This is a genomic window from Pseudidiomarina tainanensis, assembly GCF_004214835.1.
Taxonomy (GTDB): Bacteria; Pseudomonadota; Gammaproteobacteria; order Enterobacterales; family Alteromonadaceae; genus Pseudidiomarina; species Pseudidiomarina tainanensis.
Genome location: NZ_PIQJ01000001.1, coordinates 846,701 through 863,475, shown reverse-complemented (window position 1 = coordinate 863,475; position 16,775 = coordinate 846,701). Strand labels below are relative to the sequence as shown.

Below are 16,775 nucleotides of genomic sequence, written 5' to 3'. Positions count from 1 at the left end.
AACGAGGTAACCTTGAGTCAAACTGTCAGTACCCTAGACATCGATTTAGAACCTGCCGACAATCGCCGCATTGCTGATCTTTGCGGCGCTTTGGATGAAAATCTGAAGCATATTGAGCGTCGTCTTGGCATTGAAATTAGTCATCGCCACAATGAATTTCGGCTGATAGGTCCAACCCATACCGTTCAAGCGGGGGCGACAATCCTGCGTGATCTCTACGTCGAAACTGCGACAGTGAAAGGTGAAGAAGGAAAAGTGACACCACAAATGGTGCATTTAGCTGTGCAACAAGCCAAAGTGCTTGAGCAGTCGCCTGATAACGACCCTGCCGCGGAAAAAATGACTCATATAAAAACCAAGCGTGGGTTAATCAAGCCGCGTAACCATAATCAAGCCGAATACGTTCGCGCTATTTTGACTCATGATGTGAATTTTGGTGTTGGCCCTGCTGGCACAGGTAAAACCTACTTAGCCGTGGCTTGTGCTGTTGATGCGTTGGAGCGTCAAGAGATTCGTCGAATTTTACTGACGCGTCCAGCAGTCGAAGCTGGTGAAAAACTTGGATTTTTACCTGGCGATCTTGCGCAAAAAGTAGACCCGTATCTACGCCCGTTGTATGACGCGCTATTCGAAATGTTAGGCTTTGAAAAAGTCGAAAAACTCATTGAGCGTAACGTGATTGAAGTTGCGCCGCTGGCATACATGCGTGGTCGTACACTTAACGACGCATTTATTATTCTCGATGAAAGCCAAAACACCACCTGTGAACAAATGAAAATGTTTCTAACACGTATTGGTTTCAACTCGCGCGCTGTGATCACCGGGGACATTACCCAAGTTGATTTACCGCGTGGTCAAAAATCTGGTCTCCGTCACGTCATCGAAGTACTAAAAGATGTGGACGATGTCAGTTTTACCTTCTTCCAAGCTTCTGATGTCGTCCGCCACCCTGTGGTGCAACGCATTGTGCAAGCCTATGAGGCGTTCGACGAAAACTCATGAACCACGTAACCATTGACGTGCAAATTGCCTGCACTGCAGCGGAATTGCCGTCTGAAGCTTCTTTTGAAGCCTGGGTAGAAGCAGTGCTGCACCACCTCAACAGCACCACTGAAACCGAATTAACCTTACGCATTGTTGATCCAGAAGAGGGCTTAGCCCTTAATCAGCAGTATCGAAACAAAGCGTATGCCACCAACGTATTGTCGTTTCCATTCGAATCACCTATTCCCTTGCCTATCAACTTATTGGGTGATTTGGTTATTTGTGCTGACGTTGTTGCGCAAGAAGCGCGTGAGCAAAATAAGCCCTTAATCGCACATTGGGCACATATGGTTGTACACGGAACCTTGCATTTGCTAGGTTATGACCATATTGAAGACGACGAAGCCGAGCATATGGAACAGCTCGAAAGAGACATTCTGAAAGCACTGGGGTATGCTGACCCTTATGCTGATGACCACGCTGATAACCAGCACTAAACGGAGCAAAAACAGCACATGAGCGATGATAATCCACACTCTACCAACGGTTCTGCGCGTAAAACGTGGGCAACCAAACTGTTGCAACTTTTTACCGGAGAGCCGAACAGCCGCGAAGAGTTAGTTGATTTAATCCAAGACGCCGAAGAACGCGACTTAATTGATAACGACACCAAAGAAATGATTGAGGGTGTGCTTGATGTTGCGGAACTCAAAGTTCGCGACATTATGGTGCCACGTTCACAAATGGTTACTATCGATGTTAATCAAAGCGTTGAGTCTTTTCTGCCTATCGTGATTGATTCTCAACATAGCCGCTACCCAGTGGTTAGTGAGAACAAAGACCACGTTGAAGGTATTTTACTTGCCAAAGATTTGCTCGCTTATGGATTCGGTATGACCGACCATGAGTTTGCCCTGTCTGAAGTCATACGCCCTGCTGTGATTGTGCCAGAGAGTAAGCGTGTAGATGTGCTGTTGAAAGAGTTTCGCTCACAGCGTTATCACATGGCGATTGTTGTCGATGAATATGGCGGTGTTTCTGGTTTGGTGACCATTGAAGATATCCTCGAGGAAATTGTCGGTGAAATCGAAGACGAAACCGATTACAACGAAGATAACAAAGCGGATATTCGCCGAATTAACAAATCCCGCTATTCTGTCAAAGCGTTGACCACCATTGAAGATTTTAATGACTACTTCAATACCACATTCGGCGACGAAGAATATGACACCATTGGCGGCATGGTCGCCCATGGATTTGGTCATTTACCGCAGGTCGGCGAAGAGCTCACCCTTGGCGGCATTTTATTTAAAGTCACCGGTGCCGATAAACGCCGTATTCAACAACTCCAGGTAACCATCACGGATACCAATAACGCTGTAGATGCGGACTAGATGAACACGCGACGAATTATAGCGCTGCTACTTGGTGGCAGCCTAATATTCAGCTATGCGCCCTTCTCTCAGGCGTGGCTGGTGTTACCTGTTTTGGTTGCCTTACTGTTTACCCTGCGCGATACCACGCCATATATGGCTTGGCGTATCGGCTTTTATTTCGGTTTAGGTTGGTTTAGTGCCGGCCTTAGCTGGATCTACGTCAGTATTGACCAATTTGGTGGCTTACCAGTTCTCGCATCGATTGCCGTCTTAGCCGTATTGTTCATCTACTTAAGTATCTTCCCTGCATTAGCGTTGTTTCTGTGGAAATATAGCGAGCGTTGGCTGGGGCGGCTGGCGATTGGCGTGTTACCCCTCACTTGGTTGGTCAGTGAATCGATTCGAGGTTGGTTTCTCACCGGCTTTCCTTGGCTTGAACTTGGTTACACGCAAACCGATGGCTGGCTCGGTAATTACGCACCGTGGTTAGGCGGCGTCGGCATTACGGTCGTACTGTGGTCGATTGCAATTTCACTGTACTGTTGGTTTGAATATCAACGAAAAGAGTTTGGGCTGGTTGCCTTCGGCTTACTCATCATTCCATTCGCCCTACCGTGGATAAGCCCACTGAAATCCACTGGGGAAGAAGCTCGGGTTTTACTTGTACAAGGCAACATCGAACAATCAATCAAATGGAATCCAGATCAACACTGGCAATCTTTGATGACTTATCTGGACTTGAGTCGCCCTCATTATCCAACTCATGACATTATTGTCTGGCCAGAATCAGCGATTACCATGCCCGAACCTTATACCGATGATGTTTTGAAAAATATCGATAAGGCTTTAGTTGATACCAACACCACACTAATTACCGGTATTATTGATTATCAGAATAGCGAATACTTTAATACGATGATTGTGCTCGGTCTCGATGCACCTTATCAACCGGTCGAGCCTTATGCACATGGTCATACCAATCGTTATCAAAAACATCAGTTACTACCGATTGGCGAGTTTGTCCCGTTCGAAGACTTACTACGACCACTTGCGCCTCTGTTCGACTTGCCGATGAGCTCGTTTACGCGTGGAGACTACAAGCAACCGAACTTGCGCGCCAAAGGCTTTCACTTAGCCGGCGCTATTTGTTACGAAATAGCATTCCCGGCGCAAGTTCGAGCAAATGTCTCAGCCAGTACAGACTATATTTTAACCGTGAGCAACGACACTTGGTTTGGCGCTTCACACGGGCCAGCCCAACATATGCAAATTGCCCGTATGCGAGCATTGGAGCTCGGTCGCCCGTTATTACGAGCAACCAATAATGGAATCACTGCCGTGGTCGACGCCTATGGCAATGAGATTGCACGAGCACCGCAGTTTACCTCGACGGCATTAAGCGCCGAAGTTCCTATTGTCAAAGGACAAACGTTGTTTCAACTATTCGGTTCACTCGGCGCATGGCTAATCGCTGTTATACTGGCATTAGTCAGTACTTTGATAGCAGTTCGGCGTAGTCAAACCAGCTCAAAATCAGTAAACTAAGCTTACTCAAGCTACTGTATTAAACTTTTATTTATCCAGCATGGAGAATCGCCATGGAAAACATTATTGCCGCTTTGTTATTTGCCATTTTAGTTGGTGCTGGTTCACTTGGTGTGACTAGTTTGGGCATGTTTGCTTTTCACCGTAACGAAAACCGTGACGCCCAGCAGCGCGAACGCCTTGAATACGCCTTCTTTGGTGTGTTTGGTGTCGTCGTTATGCTGATGATGTGGTACGCCCTTTAATCAATTATTTAGCAGTTGAATGGATAGTCAGATGTCAAAAAAAATAGCGGAACAATATGATCCAGCCGTTGTAGAACCGCAAGTTCAGCAACGTTGGGAACGTGACCAAGTATTTAACGTTACCGAAGATGAAAACAAAGAGAAGTTTTATTGCTTATCAATGTTTCCATACCCGAGTGGCAAATTACACATGGGCCACGTGCGTAACTACACACTTGGTGATGTCGTTGCCCGCTATCAACGCATGCAAGGAAAAAACGTATTACAACCGATGGGTTGGGATGCTTTTGGCTTGCCTGCAGAAAACGCAGCTATCCAAAATAAAACAGCGCCAGCTAAGTGGACTTATCAAAACATCGACTACATGCGTAACCAATTAAAGTCGCTTGGCTTTGGTTACGATTGGTCACGTGAACTTGCAACCTGTACCCCAGAGTATTATCGCTGGGAGCAGTGGTTTTTCACGAAACTATTTGAAAAAGGTTTGGTTTACAAAAAAAATGCGACCGTGAACTGGGACCCAATTGACCAGACGGTATTGGCTAACGAACAGGTTATCGACGGTCGCGGCTGGCGTTCAGGCGCTATTGTTGAGCAAAAAGAAATTCCGCAGTGGTTCATTAAAATCACCGATTACGCTGAAGAGTTGTTGACGGATTTGGACCAGCTAGAAGGCTGGCCTGAGCAGGTCAAAACCATGCAACGCAATTGGATTGGTCGATCTGAAGGCGTCGAAATTGACTTTTCAATTGCCAATAGCGAGCGTCAGTTAACCGTTTATACGACGCGTCCGGATACGCTTTATGGCGTGACGTATATGGCGGTCGCAGCACAGCATCCACTTGCGCAAGAAGCTGCCGCAAACAATCCTGAATTAGCGGCATTTATTGAAACCATCAAAAATACCAAGATGGCGGAAGCTGAACTGGCAACCATTGATAAGAAAGGCATGGATACCGGTGTTCGTGCAGTGCACCCAATGACCGGCGAGCAGATTCCGGTGTGGGTTGCCAACTTTGTCTTGATGGATTACGGCTCAGGCGCAGTGATGGCGGTACCTGCTCACGACCAACGCGACTGGGAATTCGCGACAGCTTATGATCTACCGATTCAAGTTGTCATTGATCCAGCATCTGGCGATGAAGATATCGCTACCGGAGCGATTACAACCAAAGGTACTACCATTAACTCCGGCGAGTATGACGGTCTGAGCAGTGACGAAGCCTTTGACGCGATTGCTGCGCACCTAGAACAGCGCAACATCGGTCGTCGTCAGGTTAATTATCGTCTACGCGATTGGGGCGTTTCACGTCAACGCTATTGGGGCACGCCAATTCCGATGCTGAACTTGCCTAACGGTGAGTCGGTTCCAGTACCGGCGGATCAGTTACCTGTGCGTCTACCAGAAGATGTCGTGATGGATGGCACAACCTCGCCAATCAAAGCCGATGAAAACTGGCGTAAAACAACCTATAACGGTGCGCCAGCCGAGCATGAAACCGATACTTTCGATACCTTTATGGAGTCGTCGTGGTATTACGCTCGCTATTGTAGCGCCAATTTCCATGACGGCATGCTCAACCCTGAGCAAGCAAACTATTGGCTACCTGTTGATCAGTATATCGGTGGTATCGAGCATGCCATCTTACATTTATTGTATGCACGCTTCTTCCACAAGTTATTGCGTGACACCGGCTTGGTTAGTTCAGACGAGCCGTTTAAGCGCCTATTAACGCAAGGTATGGTTTTAGCAGATAGCTACTACCGCGAAGATGCTTCGGGCAAAATCACTTGGTACTCGCCGCTTGATGTTGAAATTATTCGTGACGAAAAGGGTCGTATTACCCAAGCGATTCTGACCACTGATGGCCAGCCCGTGCAACATGGCGGCATGACCAAAATGTCGAAATCCAAGAATAACGGTATCGACCCACAAGTCATGATTGATAAATACGGCGCTGATACCGTGCGTTTATTCATGATGTTCGCAGCGCCACCAGAAGCCACTTTGGAGTGGGCTGACTCAGGTGTTGAAGGTGCACAACGTTTCTTACGTCGCGTGTGGCGTTTAGTGGCTGACTTTGTTGAGGTTGCAGAACAGTCTCGCAGTCAGAATTGGAGCGAATTATCCGACGCTCAACAAGAACTACGCCGCGAAGTGCACCGTACCATTGCGAAAGTTACTGATGATATGGGGCGTCGCCAAAACTTCAATACGGCTATCGCTGCCATCATGGAGTTATTAAATCGCCTGCAAAAAGCACCATTAGCCACCGAACTTGATCGTGGCATTATGGCTGAAGCACTTGATGCAGTGGTACTTATGTTGGCACCGGTAACCCCACATCTGAGCGAAGCGCTGTGGCAAGCACTTGGGCACCAAGACGACGTCAACTTTGCCGCTTGGCCGCAATTCGACGAAGCCGCACTAGTTGAAACATCGGTGCTCGTCGTGGTTCAAGTAAATGGCAAAGTGCGCAGTAAAATTACTGTTTCCGCTGATGCAAACCAAGATCAAGTGACCGCTGTGGCGCTCGCTGATGAAAACGTACAAAAGTTTATTGATGGTAAAACCATTCGTAAGCAAATTTACGTGCCAGGTAAGCTTTTTAATATCGTAGCGAACTAACATAGGTTACCGACTATGCGACAGCTGATTCTGAAGTTAACCGTAATAGCCTTAGCCACAGCCCTAACCGGCTGTGGTTTTCAATTACGCGATGACTATCAGTTGCCACCGGCGATGCAAACAGTCAGTGTACAAGCACCCGCCTTTAGCGAATTTCAGCAAGTGCTTGAGCGCCGTTTGAATCTTGCTGGTGCAAAACTTGATGGCACGCAACAAAAAAGCCTCATTATTGAAGTGCTAGACGACACTCTCGATCGACGCACCTTGTCGTTATCGCAGTCAGGGCAAGTCGCCGAATATGAAATGATTTATACAGTCTATTACCAGTTGATTGAACAAGGCGAAGTTTCCGCGCAACAACAAGTTGAAGTCTATCGCGACTACCAAGATGACCCGAACTTTGCCTTGGCAAAAACACGTGAACGAGAGGTACTGGTTCAGGAAATGCGCGAAGAAGCAGCGCGCTTACTGTTGCGCCAAACGATTGCCTACCTCACGGAGTAATCGATAATGCAGCTCACCCCAACACAATTGCAAGACCAGTTCTCCCAATCGGGACTGCCTGCGGTTATTTGTGTGTTCGGTGATGCTCCATTATTAATCGATGACGCACTTCAACAATTACGTAAAATTGCGCGCCAACAGGGTATCGACGAACGTGAACGGCACTTACAAGACAGCCAGTTTGATTGGCGTTTGCTAAGAGACCAGAGTGCAAGTTTCAGCTTATTTTCAAGTAAAAAGCTTGTTGAGCTAGAACTACCGGAAGGCAAGCCTGGACGTGATGGCGCCGATGCTTTAAGACAGTATGCTCAAGCCCCACTTGAAGATCAGATTCTGATCATCATCGGCCCCAAATTAAAGCAAGAGCAGCTCAAATCAAAATGGTATCAAGACTTAGTCTCGGCTGGGCCCGTGGTGAGTGCTAACAGTCCTGATCGTGCCAGTTTACCCCGCTTTATTCAGCAACGCGCACAGCGATATCGGTTACAACTCAATGCAGAGGCAACACAACTGTTGACGAGTTGGTTTGAAGGAAATTTGCTTGCTCTGGATCAAGAATTACAAAAGCTCGCACTAAGCGATTTACCGCAACCGATATCTGCCGATTCGATTCAGCAAGCCGCTCAAGACCAGAGCCGATTTAATGTTTTTGCCCTGCAAGAAGCCATCCTGCATGCTGACCTAAATAACGCCCTGCATCGCCTCGCTCGCTTGTTAGAAGACGATGTTGAAGAAGCTATTTTAAATTGGATGCTACAACGTGAATGGCAACTCGTATGCACCTTGCAGCAAGCCGATAACTTTGCTGATGCTTGCCGTAAGAATGGCGTTTGGCGTAATCAAGAAGGCCCCTATCGAAACTTTTGTCAACGTATGACAGCTCCGGCTATCAGTAAAGCTGCTGAATTATTGACACGACTTGAGTATGCATTTAAACGCGACTCTGGTGAAGATTACGGTACGCTGGCGACGCATCTTGTTACTCTTTACTGCCAGCCGGATGCCGTGAGTCGGTTACCACAATGATGCGGGCAATATTAGGCGGTACCTTTGATCCAATTCATTGGGGTCATTTAAACGCAGTCAAGCACGTCTGTGAGCTCATTGCCTGCGACCAACTCATCCTGTTACCCAGCGCGCAACCGCCACATCGCAGTTATCCGGGCGCCAGCGCCGAACAACGGCTTGCTATGGCAAAGCTGGCCGCGCAAGAGCTACCTAACTGTATTGCCGACAATTGGGAATTATTGCAACCGCGTAAATCTTACACCCAGTTAACCTTGAGCCAATTTCATCAACGCTGGCCGCACGACACCTTAGTATTTATTGTTGGCGAAGATGCGTTTGCTGGGCTTGAAAGCTGGTACCAATGGCAACATTTACTCGACCATGCGCATATCGTGGTCATGCGTCGCCCGCATTCGCACAATATCTTCAGTGACACCTTACAACAATGGTTAGCCGCGGTTGAAACAAAACACCCTGAACAGTTGCGTGACCAGCCAAATGGTTACGTTTACCTCGCCGAAACGCCCGCATTTGATATCTCGGCTACAGCCATCCGCAATGCGATTCAAACTGAGCAAGCTTGGGCTCATCTTGTACCCACGACAGTTGCTAACTATATCCAAACACATCAACTCTATCGTTAGCTGATTTTTACCATTGCTTCGTGGTAAACTACGCCCGTTTTATGACATTATTTTATTAGCCGAATTATTGGAGCGTGGATCTCTTGCAAGCAGAACAATTACGCGACTTTGTTGTCGACAAAGTTGAAGACCTGAAAGGCCGTGACATTAAAGTACTTGATGTTCATGATCAAACCGACGTTGCAGAATATATGATCATCTGTTCAGGCAACTCAAAAACGCATGTTCGTAGTATTGCCAACTATGTGGCAACTGAAGCCAAACATCATGGTGTTGCACCACTCGGTATCGAAGGTCATGAACATTCAGAATGGGTTCTGGTCGATCTCGGCGATGTGGTTGTGCATATCATGCAAGAATCTATTCGCGACTTCTATGAGCTCGAAAAGCTCTGGGGGCGAAAGTAATGCGTATTCGGCTGATTGCTGTTGGGCAGAAAATGCCTGATTGGGTCAGCACTGGTTATCAAACCTACGCCAAACGTTTTCCAGCTGATTGCCAACTTGAACTCATCGAGATTAACGCTGGAAAACGTGGTAAAAATGCTGATATCGCGCGAATTTTGCGTCAAGAAGGTGAAGCGATGCTGGCTGCTGTTGGCAAGGGCGATCGCATTGTCACCCTGGAAGTAACCGGCAAAAGCTGGACGACACCTCAGCTTGCACAGCGGCTCGAAACTTGGCTCATGGATGGCCGTGATGTTAGCTTGTTGGTTGGTGGGCCAGAAGGACTCGCTCCCGAATGCATTGCAGCAGCTGATGAGCGTTGGTCATTGTCAGCATTAACATTACCACACCCTCTCGTACGTGTACTGATTGCTGAAAGTCTGTACCGCGCTTGGAGTGTTACCGCTAACCATCCATATCATCGCGAGTAATATGAAGCATAAACGCGTCACCATTCGAGATCATCATGCTGAATCTACGCTTTTCGGGCGTCGCGTTTTTGTTAGTCTGCTTATTGTTGTGATTGCCTTTGGTGTATTGTTCACCAACATGTATCGACTGCAGGTCGTTGATCATCAAAGTTTCCAAACTCGCTCCAATGATAATCGTATTAAGGTTGTTCCATTAGCGCCAAACCGTGGCCTAATTTATGATCGTCGAGGGCGTATTCTGGCAGAAAACCAGCCGGTAATGAGTCTTGAAGTAACGCCAGAAAAAGTTCAAGACTTAGAACAAACACTTACTCAACTGCAACAACTGCTCGCCATCGACGATGAGACCATCGCTGAGTTTCACGAGAACCGGCGTCGTGAACGCCGCTTTAATCAGATCATTTTGCTTGACGGTTTAACCGAACAACAGGCGGCGCGCTTTGCTGTGCGCCAACACGAATTTCCAGGCGTTAGCATTGAAGCGCGGCTGGTTCGGCATTACCCCTATGGCGAAGCAATTACTCATGCGCTTGGCTACGTCGCTAAAATTAACCGCAATGATTTAAACAAGTTACGCGAAGAGGACAAACAGGCAAATTACGCCGCCACACGGGTCATCGGTAAACTTGGTATTGAAAGATATTATGAAGAGCTGCTCCATGGCACCATCGGATATCAACAAGTTGAAGTGGATATCCACGGCCGCAATATCCGTACCCTCTCGGTTGAGCCACCTATACCAGGCCAAGATCTTCACCTTGAATTAGACATTGAACTGCAGCAATTTGCATACGAACTACTCGGGGACGAGCGTGGATCGATCATCTTGATGGATCCTCGCGATGGCGCAATTCGAGCCATGGTGAGTAAGCCAAGTTACGATCCGAACTGGTTTGCCCAAGGCATTTCTTACGCACAATACCAGAGCCTGTTAAATTCTCGCCACTCTCCTTTATTAAATCGTTCAACACAAGGCGGCTATCCACCCGCTTCAACGGTCAAACCACAACTTGCCGTGTTGGGTCTCGAAGAAGGTATTATCACCCCAACCACCAAAGTTTGGGATCCTGGTTGGTTCCAAATAGAAGGCGTTGACCATCGCTATCGTGACTGGTTAGCCTGGGGCCATGGCTGGGTCAATGTCACCGATGCGATTGTCGAAAGTTGCGATACGTTCTATTACGATTTAGCGTTAAAAATGGGCATTGATACCATTCACGATGGCATGGTTCGCTATGGTTTTGGTGCACGCACTGGAATCGATATCGCCGAAGAATCAGCAGCTGTCATGCCATCACGAGGCTGGAAGCGGGCTCGTTTCAATCAGCCGTGGTATGCAGGTGAAACCGTTTCGATTGGTATTGGTCAAAGCTACTGGACCACCACACCAATGCAATTAGCCGTGGGAACTTCAGTTATCGTCAACCGCGGCGAAAGACCCGTACCGCGGTTATTGCATGCCATTCAAGAAGGTGAAGTTGTCTTGCCGGCTGTGGTTGAAATGCGCGAACCTGTTACCTTGAAAAATCCCAAAAATTGGGATGTCGTATTACAGGCGCTCAATTTAACTGTGAGTTCGATTAAAGGCACCGCGCATCGTGCATTCAAAGATGCAACCTATACCAGCGGCGGTAAAACAGGAACGGCTCAAGTGCGTAGCATTGGTCAGGAAGAAGAATACAACGCCGAAGAAATTGATGAACGTTATCGTGATAATGCGATGTATGTTGGCCATGCTCCGGCTGAAAACCCTGAGTTAGTCGTTGTTATTGCCGTAGAAAATACGATTGGTGGCGGTGGTAGTGTTGCAGCCCCAATGGCAAGAAGGTTACTTGATTTCTACTTTGAACAGGAACAGCGTTATGCGCAGCAATCAACAAAAGAATAAGTGGCTGCAGCGTTTCCACATTGATGGTCCGCTATTTCTTGGCCTACTGGCGCTAGCGGTGCTTAGCTTAATCACCGTTTATTCCGCAAGCGGGCAAGATCTTGCCATGACAGAACGCCAGCTCATTCGTATCGGCCTAGCATTCACCGCAATGCTGGTGATTGCACAAATTCCTCTCGGTGCTATTGAACGTTTTTCGTTGCCACTGTTTGCTATCGGTGTTGTGCTGTTGCTGGGCGTATTGTTATTTGGTGAATCCAGTAAAGGAGCACAACGATGGTTGAACCTTGGTGTGGTCACCATTCAACCGTCTGAAATCATGAAGCTAGCCGTACCGATGACGATTGCGTGGTTTCTTGCTGAACACGGGATTCCACCGACTAAACGTCGATTAGCTGCCGCATTTATGTTGCTCATGGTTCCCACTTTGATGATCGCAAAACAGCCTGATTTAGGGACATCAATCCTTATTGCAAGCTCAGGTATTTTTGTCTTATTTCTATCGGGTATCAGCTGGCGTTTAATCACCTTTTTTGCGGCAGCTATTGGCGCTTTTATTCCGGTGTTGTGGTTCTTTTTAATGCATGGCTATCAACGCCAGCGAGTATTGACATTTCTTGATCCCGAACGCGATCCGCTGGGCTCTGGTTATCAAATCATTCAATCCAAAATTGCGATTGGTTCCGGTGGTGTTGAGGGCAAAGGCTGGCTTCAAGGTACACAATCACAACTCGAGTTTTTACCAGAGCGCCATACCGATTTTATCTTTTCCGTATTTAGTGAGGAGTTCGGCCTCGTGGGTGTGATTGGCCTGTTCATTCTATACGGCTTTGTCATTGTTCGTGGTCTGATTATCGCCATGCGTGCGCAAAAGGTTTATCAGAAATTACTCGCCGGTAGCCTCACCCTAACTTTTTTTGTTTATGTTCTTGTAAATATCGGCATGGTTTCCGGTTTATTGCCTGTGGTTGGTGTACCCTTACCTCTCATCAGTTACGGTGGCACCTCAATGGTGACTTTGCTCGCTGGGTTTGGTTTACTGATGGCAGTTGCAACGAACCAACGTTTAGTTATGCATGATTAACACAACAAGGAATAACAAGTATGGGTAACTTGAGTAAAGCATGTGTCATTGCCGTTTGCGGCGCGCTAAGCTTAACCAGCCAATTGGCATTCGCGTCCACAGATTATCAACAACAGCGTCAGCAGTTTGTTGAGCAAATGGTTACCAAACACGGTTTTACCGCAACTGAAGTTGAGTCACTATTGGCTCAGGCTACCCGTAATGAAACTATTCTTGAGGCGATTGCGAGACCCTGGGAAGCCAAACCTTGGTATCAATACTACCCAATTTTCCTTACCGAAAAACGCCTACAAGCAGGATTAAAATTCTGGCAAGAACATGAACAAACGCTTGCCCGTGCAGAGCAAGAATTTGGAGTGCCCGCTGAGATAATCGTCGCCATTATTGGTGTCGAAACCTTTTATGGTGAATACCGTGGTAAATATAGCGTACTTGATGCGCTTTATACGCTCGGCTTCCACTACCCGCCCCGTGCTAAGTTTTTCCGCTCAGAACTTGAACAATATATGTTACTTACACGCGAGGAATCTCTCCCAGCGCGAGAGCTAATGGGTTCTTACGCTGGCGCAATGGGTTACGGCCAGTTTATTTCATCGTCATATCGTCATTACGCGGTTGATTTTGACGGCGATAACGTCCGCGATCTGCTTGGAAATATCACCGACGCAATCGGCAGTGTCGCCAACTACTTTGCCGAGCACGGTTGGCAAGCTCATGCCCCTGTGGCAACCAAATTAACCGCGACAGACACCCACGCAAAGCTTGTCAGTAAAGGATTAAAACCAGATACATCAGTTGCAGAATTGAAGCAAAACGGTCTAGAATTAAACCAAATGGGCACAAGCACGGACGAGGCTTTGGCTAAAGTATTCGAATTCGAATTAGCTGACGGTCACGAGTATTGGTTGGGATATCACAACTTTTATGTGATTACTCGATACAATCATAGTCCGCTGTATGCCATGGCTGTGTACCAACTTAGTCAACAATTAAAACAAGCGCGCTAATTCATGATGATCGTTATTCGGTTACTAACAATAGCAGTGTTGATAGTTTTGTTGAGTGCATGTTCAAGTTCATCATCAACAAACTCTCGCTATAGTCAAAAATATGACTCTATTCCGTCGCGGTTACCCACCGCCGACGAGTTGGTTGAGCCTGAACCCTCTTTTGAGCCGCCGAGTCGTCAGGGTAATCGAACCTATTCGTTATTCGGTAATACTTGGCATATTTTGGATGATGTGTCCGATTTCAGTCAGGAAGGCGTGGCATCATGGTACGGTGAAAAGTTTCATGGTCACCTCACATCGAATGGCGAAACTTACGATATGTATGCGATGAGTGCCGCACATAAAACATTGCCACTGCCAACCTATGTGCGCGTAACCAATTTAGATAATGAAAAAAGCGTGGTGGTTCGAGTGAATGACCGCGGGCCATTTCATGGTAACCGTATTATCGATCTTTCCTATGTCGCCGCATACAAACTCGATATGCTCAAATCTGGTACGGCCCGCGTTAAAATTGAAGCTTTGCAACCTAGTTCAGGTAATGAAGTGCTGGCAGTCACGCCACCTTTAGAAGCCGAGTCGATTGAGCAATTTTATATTCAAGTTCATGCTGGCAGTGATACCGAACGATTACGGGCAGAAGCCAGCCGATTACAGAATTTATACCAAGTTCCTGCAACTACTCAGCCAAATAATGGTCTATACCGAGTAGTTTTAGGTCCATTGGCTGAACCACAAACCAATCAGTTACTTGAACAGCTAAGGAAAGCTGGGTATCCCGACGCATTTCGCGTTGCGGTTCCGTAATCTTAGCGTTTGTCGGTAGCATTGCAGCGCAACGTCGTATCGGCCCTGCCATATACTGCTATTGCGGGCATTTTTATGCTATATTCAGCGCCCTTTTCATCCAGAAATAAAAAAGAGAAGAGTTAACATGCGTCGTGTACTTCGTCATTTTTTTCGTACAATTGCCATTACCGCAGTAGCCTTTACTGCTGTTGCCCAAGCAGCAATTGTTCCCCCGGCACCATCAGTCAACGCCAAAGGGTATATCCTGATTGATTACACTACCGGGTACGTCATTACCTCAGAAAATGCCGATGAAGCGTTAGCGCCTGCTAGTTTAACCAAAATGATGACGAGCTATATCATCGGTCGAGAGTTACAAGCGGGACGAATCAGTAACGATGATATGGTAACCATCAGTAACAATGCGTGGGCGAAAAACTTCCCAGAGTCCTCAAAAATGTTCATCGAGGTTGGTAAGCAAGTATCGGTCGCTGATCTCAATCGCGGTATTGTGATTTCCTCCGGCAACGATGCTTGTGTTGCTATGGCTGAACACATTGCTGGTAGCGAAGATGCATTTGCTGATTTAATGAACACCTATGCCGCAGAATTAGGCATGAGTAGTTCGAGCTTTGCCAACAGTCACGGACTTCCTGATCCAAATCAGTACAGCTCACCGCGTGACATGGCTACGCTTGCCCGCGCCTTGATCCGTGATGTACCTGAAGAATACTCGTTATATGCTGAAAAATCATTCACTTATAACAATATCAAACAATATAACCGCAACTCTTTGTTGTGGGATCGCAGCATGAATGTCGATGGTATTAAAACGGGCCACACCAATGAAGCTGGCTACAGCCTGGTTTCTTCTGCAACCGAAGGCGACACTCGTTTAATTGCTGTCGTTATGGGAACAGCTAGCGAACAAGCTCGTAAAGTTGAGAGCAAAAAGCTGCTGAACTACGGCTTCCGCTATTACGAAACAGTTACTGCGTATCAAGCAGGTGAGAGTTTTGTCGATCACCGTATTTGGGGGGGTGAGCAAGACACGGTTCAACTCGGTGTCACTGAACCAGTCGTCATCACGCTACCACGCGGACAGCGCAATAATCTAAAAGCGAACTTTGAACTAAACCAAACTTTAGAAGCACCGATTGCTAAAGGTACACAAGTGGGTACGGTTTACCTGCAGTTAGAAGGCGAAGATATCGCAAGCTATCCATTAGTGACGCTAAATGCCGTTGAACAAGGCGGTATCTTCAAACGCTTAATGGATTGGGCTGAGCAGAAGTTTAGTGGTGAAGGCGAGAGTTAATATCCCCCTGCTAGGTAGTCAATGTGGCTGACATAATCTATTTAAACGGTGACTGGATCACCAGTGAAGACGCAAAAGTCTCGGTTTTTGACCGAGGCTTTTTGTTTGCAGACGGCGTATACGAAGTTATTCCGGTTTACCAACGCCGACCTTTCTTACTCGAATTACATATTCAACGCCTACAACGCTCAGCTGAAGCTATTGGTATCACGTTTATTGAGGCTAACTATTGGTACCAGTTGGTTGATGAATTGATTGATCGCAATAACTATGACAATGGTTTGGTGTACATTCAGCTGACTTTTGGCGCCGATAGCCAACGTAGCCATCTGCCGACGCAGCCTTTATCACCCACGATTTATGCCAGCATGTCTTCGTTACACGTTCATTGGGATACACCAATTCCTGTGAAAGTTGCAGTTTTAGAGGATATTCGGTGGCAGCGTTGTGATATCAAAAGTATTAGTTTGCTCGGTAATATCATGCTAAAACGCGAGGCCGCTAAATTAGGTGCATTTGAGCCATTATTGCATCGTCATGGGCGTATTACCGAAGGCGCTTCATGCAATTATTTTATGGTCAAAAACGGCCATTTATATACACCGCCTGCTGACCACTTGATTTTGGCGGGGATCACCCGCACATGGGTGATACAACTGGCGAAAAGTTTAGCTATCGAAGTGCATGAAGAACCAATGAATGTCAATGAATTGCAACACGTTGATGAGGTATTCCTGACAAGCTCAAGCCGCGAAGTACAGCCGGTTGGACAAATTGATGATATAATTGTCGGCAATGGTCAGTGCGGTGCAATAACTGCACAGATAGCTGAAGCGTTTCACGCCAGCAAACGACATCTCATTCAGGAGTAAAG

At 47.0% G+C, this 16,775-nt stretch carries 17 protein-coding genes; all 17 read left to right on the top strand.

Going from position 1 to position 16,775, the window contains the following annotated elements:
• The first annotated feature begins 12 nt into the window (after positions 1-12).
• The 17 genes from CWI82_RS04125 to CWI82_RS04045 all read left to right on the top strand — a co-directional run bounded on the left by CWI82_RS04125 (position 13) and on the right by CWI82_RS04045 (position 16,773).
• Complete coding sequence (locus CWI82_RS04125) at positions 13-1,002, top strand: PhoH family protein (protein ID WP_130202755.1); 990 nt, start codon at positions 13-15, stop codon at positions 1,000-1,002.
• A complete protein-coding gene (gene ybeY / locus CWI82_RS04120; RefSeq protein ID WP_130202754.1) occupies positions 999-1,481 on the top strand; it encodes an rRNA maturation RNase YbeY in 483 nt (160 codons plus the stop codon). Before CWI82_RS04125 ends, ybeY begins: the two co-directional genes overlap by 4 nt.
• Positions 1,482-1,499: 18 nt before the next feature.
• On the top strand, positions 1,500-2,378 hold the full coding sequence (corC, locus tag CWI82_RS04115; RefSeq protein ID WP_092855646.1) for a CNNM family magnesium/cobalt transport protein CorC: 879 nt from the start codon (positions 1,500-1,502) through the stop codon (positions 2,376-2,378).
• Positions 2,379-3,905, top strand: coding sequence for an apolipoprotein N-acyltransferase (gene lnt, locus CWI82_RS04110; protein ID WP_130202753.1), 1,527 nt, complete (start codon positions 2,379-2,381; stop codon positions 3,903-3,905).
• 53 nt (positions 3,906-3,958) lie between these two features.
• Entirely contained in the window at positions 3,959-4,150 is a 192-nt protein-coding gene (locus tag CWI82_RS04105) for a hypothetical protein (RefSeq protein WP_130202752.1), read from the top strand.
• Positions 4,151-4,181: 31 nt separating this feature from the next.
• Positions 4,182-6,779, top strand: a complete 2,598-nt coding sequence (leuS, locus tag CWI82_RS04100) for a leucine--tRNA ligase (protein ID WP_130202751.1) — start codon at positions 4,182-4,184, stop codon at positions 6,777-6,779.
• 15 nt (positions 6,780-6,794) lie between these two features.
• The gene (locus CWI82_RS04095; protein WP_130202750.1) at positions 6,795-7,283 is read left to right on the top strand and encodes an LPS-assembly lipoprotein LptE; all 489 of its coding nucleotides are present in this window, start codon (positions 6,795-6,797) and stop codon (positions 7,281-7,283) included.
• A gap of 6 nt (positions 7,284-7,289) precedes the next feature.
• Positions 7,290-8,309 (top strand): DNA polymerase III subunit delta, encoded by a 1,020-nt coding sequence (holA, locus tag CWI82_RS04090; RefSeq protein WP_130202749.1) that lies wholly within the window; start codon positions 7,290-7,292, stop codon positions 8,307-8,309.
• Entirely contained in the window at positions 8,306-8,935 is a 630-nt protein-coding gene (nadD, locus tag CWI82_RS04085; RefSeq protein ID WP_092855656.1) for a nicotinate-nucleotide adenylyltransferase, read from the top strand. The genes holA and nadD overlap by 4 nt, the downstream gene beginning before the upstream one ends.
• Positions 8,936-9,018: 83 nt before the next feature.
• Positions 9,019-9,342 carry a ribosome silencing factor gene (gene rsfS / locus CWI82_RS04080; protein ID WP_092856909.1) on the top strand — a complete coding sequence of 108 codons (324 nt, stop codon included), beginning with the start codon at positions 9,019-9,021 and terminating at the stop codon, positions 9,340-9,342.
• Positions 9,342-9,812, top strand: coding sequence for a 23S rRNA (pseudouridine(1915)-N(3))-methyltransferase RlmH (rlmH, locus tag CWI82_RS04075; RefSeq protein ID WP_130202748.1), 471 nt, complete (start codon positions 9,342-9,344; stop codon positions 9,810-9,812). The genes rsfS and rlmH overlap by 1 nt, the downstream gene beginning before the upstream one ends.
• Position 9,813: 1 nt before the next feature.
• Positions 9,814-11,700 carry a penicillin-binding protein 2 gene (gene mrdA / locus CWI82_RS04070; RefSeq protein ID WP_130202747.1) on the top strand — a complete coding sequence of 629 codons (1,887 nt, stop codon included), beginning with the start codon at positions 9,814-9,816 and terminating at the stop codon, positions 11,698-11,700.
• Complete coding sequence (rodA, locus tag CWI82_RS04065) at positions 11,675-12,784, top strand: rod shape-determining protein RodA (protein ID WP_092855662.1); 1,110 nt, start codon at positions 11,675-11,677, stop codon at positions 12,782-12,784. Before mrdA ends, rodA begins: the two co-directional genes overlap by 26 nt.
• Before the next feature lie 20 nt (positions 12,785-12,804).
• Positions 12,805-13,791 carry a lytic murein transglycosylase B gene (mltB, locus tag CWI82_RS04060; RefSeq protein ID WP_092855664.1) on the top strand — a complete coding sequence of 329 codons (987 nt, stop codon included), beginning with the start codon at positions 12,805-12,807 and terminating at the stop codon, positions 13,789-13,791.
• A 3-nt stretch (positions 13,792-13,794) separates the two neighbouring features.
• Entirely contained in the window at positions 13,795-14,601 is an 807-nt protein-coding gene (locus tag CWI82_RS04055; protein WP_092855667.1) for a septal ring lytic transglycosylase RlpA family protein, read from the top strand.
• A gap of 127 nt (positions 14,602-14,728) precedes the next feature.
• Entirely contained in the window at positions 14,729-15,901 is a 1,173-nt protein-coding gene (locus tag CWI82_RS04050) for a D-alanyl-D-alanine carboxypeptidase family protein (protein WP_092855669.1), read from the top strand.
• 23 nt (positions 15,902-15,924) lie between these two features.
• A complete protein-coding gene (locus CWI82_RS04045) occupies positions 15,925-16,773 on the top strand; it encodes an aminotransferase class IV (protein WP_092855671.1) in 849 nt (282 codons plus the stop codon).
• Positions 16,774-16,775 lie beyond the last annotated feature (2 nt).